Origin of the sequence: Algoriphagus sp. (genome assembly GCF_013373065.1) — a bacterium.
GTDB lineage: Bacteria > Bacteroidota > Bacteroidia > Cytophagales > Cyclobacteriaceae > Algoriphagus.
The window spans coordinates 1-4,916 of sequence record NZ_JABXIN010000030.1 but is presented as its reverse complement, the minus strand read 5'-3'; the positions used below and the strand labels follow the sequence as shown (position 1 = coordinate 4,916).

Annotated in this window: 2 protein-coding genes; both read right to left on the bottom strand. The window is 38.9% G+C overall.

All coding sequences use genetic code 11. The annotated features are described in order from the left end of the window. Window positions 1-3,975: ATP-binding protein (locus HWE15_RS15155; protein WP_290508388.1), on the bottom strand; the 3,975-nt coding region annotated here is incomplete at its 3' end. A gap of 583 nt (window positions 3,976-4,558) precedes the next feature. After that, window positions 4,559-4,916, bottom strand: a 358-nt coding sequence (locus HWE15_RS15150; protein ID WP_290508387.1) for an MFS transporter, incomplete at its 5' end; no start/stop codon positions are given.

Below are 4,916 nucleotides of genomic sequence, written 5' to 3'. Positions count from 1 at the left end.
GGTATCTTCTCTCTCGATGGATTTATCAGGGGTTCCCTCCAGGTTTTCAAGATTAGCATAGCGCTCACGCAAATGCCGGCGTGTCTGCTCGAGATTTCGCAATTGTAACTGCAATTCCTTTTTATGAAAAGGTTTTTCCAAATACACATCAGCGCCACATTCCAAACCTGCAAGCCTGGATCCAATATCAGCCTTTGCCGTTAATAAGACGATCGGTATATGACTAGTCCGATCATCATGTTTGATCTCCTTGCACATGTGCAGACCATCTAAACGAGGCATCATCACATCACTAATGATGATGTCAGGGGCTTTTTCAAGTGTTATCTCAAGACCCTCCTGTCCATCAGCCGCAAAAAGCAGGTTATACTCCTCTTTCAGGCAGGTGAAGAGATATTCAGCAACATCCCGATTATCCTCAACAATCAATAGTGTAGAAAGGTCTTTTTTGCCTGAGCCTCCTTTAATTAATGATTTTTTGTCGGTGCTGCCGGAATTTAATGCTTTCATTGGAAATACCTCTTGGGCGCTTGGTTCAGACAGTGCAACGTTTGTGTAGGGAAGCATTACTTGAAACTTAGTTCCTTGGCCTGGTATACTTTGCACATTGATATTGCCTTTTAGCAGTTTTACCAGCTCATGAACTAGGGATAGTCCTACTCCAATACCACCTTTACCTTGATTTACCTCTTCCTCCACCTGAAAGAAGCGATCAAAAATATTAGGAAGTTTATCCTGAGTAATTCCAATTCCTGTATCGATCACTGAGATTTGGTAGAGCGGATGATCTATATTTCTATGAACTTCTACCAAAACACGTACTTTTCCCCCTTCAGGGGTAAATTTTATTGCATTGGTCAGCAAGTTGGATACAATGTGATTCAGCTTTTCGGGATCATAATCTAATACCAGTGAGCTCTCAGTTGATTCGAATTCCAATTCAACATTTTTTTGCTCCGCCAATGAATGAAATGATTCAATAAAATACTTTAGAAAAGTGATGACATCCCCCTGAACGTAACTAGCAGATATATTACCAGCCTCCAACTTACGAAGTTCCAGAATCTGGTTAATAAGTCTCGACAATTGATTGGCATTTCTACGAATGATGTCCTTCTCCTTTACCTGGTTCTTGATCTGTTCCACCATTCCTAGGATGACAGTCAAGGGGGTACGGAATTCATGAGAAATGTTGGTAAAAAAGCGGGTTTTTGCCTTATCCAGCTGCTGGAGCTGAACTGCCTGCTCTTTGATAAGCTCCTTATCTTTGACCAACTGCTCCGTCCGGAGTTTCACTTCTCTTTTCAGTCGATGTTGCTCTCCCTTTATCCTCATGACATATAAGTAGATGCCTAAAAGAAAGGGTATGGAGATTAATGCATAAAACCACCACTTGCGATAGAAAAACTCATCTACCTGAATTGGAATCTCAAGAGGAATTACTACAGGATTTAATTGCTTATCGACACCTTGAACCTGTATAATATGTTCACCAACCGGTAAGTTATTAATCGTCACCTGTGAGGCTGCTCCTAAATTTATCCAGGGAACTTGTGAAATTTGCTTATCAGTAGATTTTGCCGGTACTATGCGATATTCGTACGACTGTCGCGGAAGGTCTGAATAACTTGATAGTGCAAAGTCGAGGTTTATATAGCGTTTTGCAGCTGAGATGTGTATCGTACTAAGCTTATTAAAGGAGCCATTGATATTAACATCCTGATTCTTCTCATTACTGTAATACCCAAGGCTAGTTAGGTAGATTAAATTCCGCTGCTTATCAGCCAATGTATTAAGAATGTAATCAGGTTCAAGGATGCTAATACCTGCGGTTCCTCCAAATGCCAACTTGCCATTTGGAAGTTTCGCAACAGCCGAAGGTCTGATTTGATTGTCGATCAATCCGTCTGATTTTCTAATGTTGTAGAGCACTTTTCCTTTCGGACTTACAACGCTTATCCCATCAAATGTTGCAACCCACCGGTTCGATTGATCATCAACTATGATTTCTACAATTACATTGTTTGCCAAACCTTGTGGTACAGACACTTGCTCGACATCATTGGTTTTAGGATCATAAATGAGAATCCCGTTTTTATCCGTGCCTAACCAAAACCTTTCATCTTCCCCTTGGGAAATAGAGGTGATGTTTAAATCATTTGGGAAATCAGGATGATTTATATGCTTAACACTATTGTTAGATAAGTCAAAATGCCAAAGTCCATTTTGTGCTCCCACCCAAAGGGAATGTTCTCCAGCGAGAAGCAAATCATTCACTTTAGCTTCTATACTAAAAGCAGAATCTTCGAGAATAAAAGGTTTGCTGCTTCCCGTTGCGGTATTATAAATGAGAAATTGTCCAACATTGTTAAATTGTTTATTATCACTAAACAGCGCAATTTCCTGATCATTAATAAAAACAAATTGTTCAAATCCTGTTTCAATAGGGAATAGATCTATTTTATTATCATCTGGATTGAAAGAGAGCAAACTCCCTTTGTTTGGCTGTGCGTAAGACATCCATATCCTCCCATTTTTTGGGATTAAAGGTGATAATTCCCTCAACGGCACATAAGTGTCTTCTATACGCGTCCATGTATGATTGGTAAGATTAAGCAACGTGAGCTGACCATCTAGATTTACTAGTAAGGTCGAGGTATCAACATCAACCATTGCACGTGCACCAGACCCAACCGAAGTGTTAAGGGTTTCAATTTGCAGGTTTGGATGCAGACCCATTATAGCCATACCATTTTCCATCACTGTCGATCCTATTTCATTTAGAAAATTGGAACCGAAGTACCTGCCATGCGGTCGGTAATCAATTTCGACTTTATTGTTCATTTGATGTAACATTCCGGTATAGTTATACCAGCATCCGGCCTGGTCTATCAATAAAGCCTGAAAATCTTTTACCTCAAATGGTGAAACACCCATTTTATAATATCCTGAGGTAATCAACACATTCTTGTTATTGTCTCGGGCAAAGAAGACCCTTAACATATAATCAGCTCTGTTTTCCCTCACTATTAATTCGTTCAGTCGATGATCTTGCTTTAACTGACCATTATGGATATTAAGCGTGAAAAAACCATTTTGGTGACCGAGATAAAGCAATAGCTCATCTTTTTGTACGCCAATCATATTCCAATAGAAGCTGACGTTGGGGACATCCTTCCAGTTCTTTTTTATCAAAGGCATGCCCTCAAAATCAGTCCATGGTGTAAACTCCATTGCTCCACTGTTCAAGGAAAGCTTCACCAGCCCCTTACGTTGGTGAAAAAACCAGGCGATGTTCCCAGTCACCTCAAATGGATATTCCAGGCGTTGGGGAGTAATGGGAATTAGATCATCCTTGAAATCTAGTTCAATAGATCCAGCATGCTTTGCTATTCCATTTTTTATGTGGGTTACTCGATATGTTTCTTTGCCAAGGTTATATTTTTCAAATATTTCTGCAGTTAAAACTAAAACACCTCCTTCCGGATGCGGAGCCATGTTAAGCAGCTTTTCATTAGCCTCCAGCTTATGAAAATACTGTATGTCCTTATCAGGATGCCAGTAAAATAGCGTTTTGTTTAAGCGATCAGCTCCATACAGAAACCCATCTAACCCCTCTCCCATAATAAACCAGATTGGTGATGCGCTCTTTTTTGACAACACGTCCGGCTTTAATTCATGGAAAATACTTTTCGTACCATCAAACTGAAAAAAGGATACCCTGAATTGTGTGGAGGCCCTCGCATCAGGGTTTACCCACATTCTTCCTCTGCTGTCAACAAACACATTGTTCAAGTTATTTGAGGCCAGACCATCACTCAAAGTGTAATGTTCTATTGAAGAAACAAAAGGTGGATTGTGAAAACGGATCGAATCGCTGGCATAAACTGCCGTATTTCCCGCTAATAGGATGGTTAGGAATATTCCAATTAGTTTTGCACAAAGAGCTAATGAATTGTTTAACCTTGATTTCATTTAAGTACTAATCAGTGCGAAATTTGGTTGAAATTGATATTCAAAAAAATGACATTTTGCATAGAATAAAGTTCTCAGATATTTCAATAGGCGATTCAATGAGATATATCAAATTTAACAGTTTCAATATGATATAATAATTTAAATACCCAGTTACTTTCCATTTCACAACAAATTTCTTCTACTTTTCAGCCAGCCTGGTGAGCTTTGATTGCTTTGAATATCTGCCTCTCTGTGAATATTAATTTCTTCCTATTAACCATTTAAAGTTGGTCATTTCAATAAAACTCTCAAATGGCCGAATTTTAGGGAAGCCTACACCATTTCGGGTTCCCATTTTAAAGAGGAAGTAAATCATTTTACTTTTCCTGAACTAGTTAATTGAATATCTACACATTTTTAAAAAAGAAAACACCTTACTCCGGTTGCAACTATCGTTGATAGGGGGAGCCAATGCAAAAAAGAGATCTTTTCTGATCTCTTTTTTTGTTTTAATACTACTTCAAATACTTTTTTCTGTCATTTTGGAACTTTATCCAGGTGAAACCGGAATTCAAAGTGATATCAATCCTGGCTAAAAAGACTAAGCTATTTTGGGCATTCTAATCTGAATAAGTCCTGAAGAAAACAAAGTCAGCAATCCAATAAGAATAATTGCATATTCTACTCCAAAATAGTCAGCTATCATTCCAGAAATTACAGCTCCAAACGCATATCCTAAATCTCGCCACAAGCGAAAAACCCCAATACTTTCTGCACGTTGCCTTGGGTGGGTAACTTGTGCTATGGTTGCTAAAAAAGTGGGGTAAACCAAGGCCGTCCCAAATCCCAATAGAGCCAAAAGCCCTATTAAAAACCCAAGATTTTCTGAAAACGAGATACCCAAAATGGCAATTCCCTGTAGGAACATTCCCCAAAAAAGCATTTTCTTTTTGGAATAG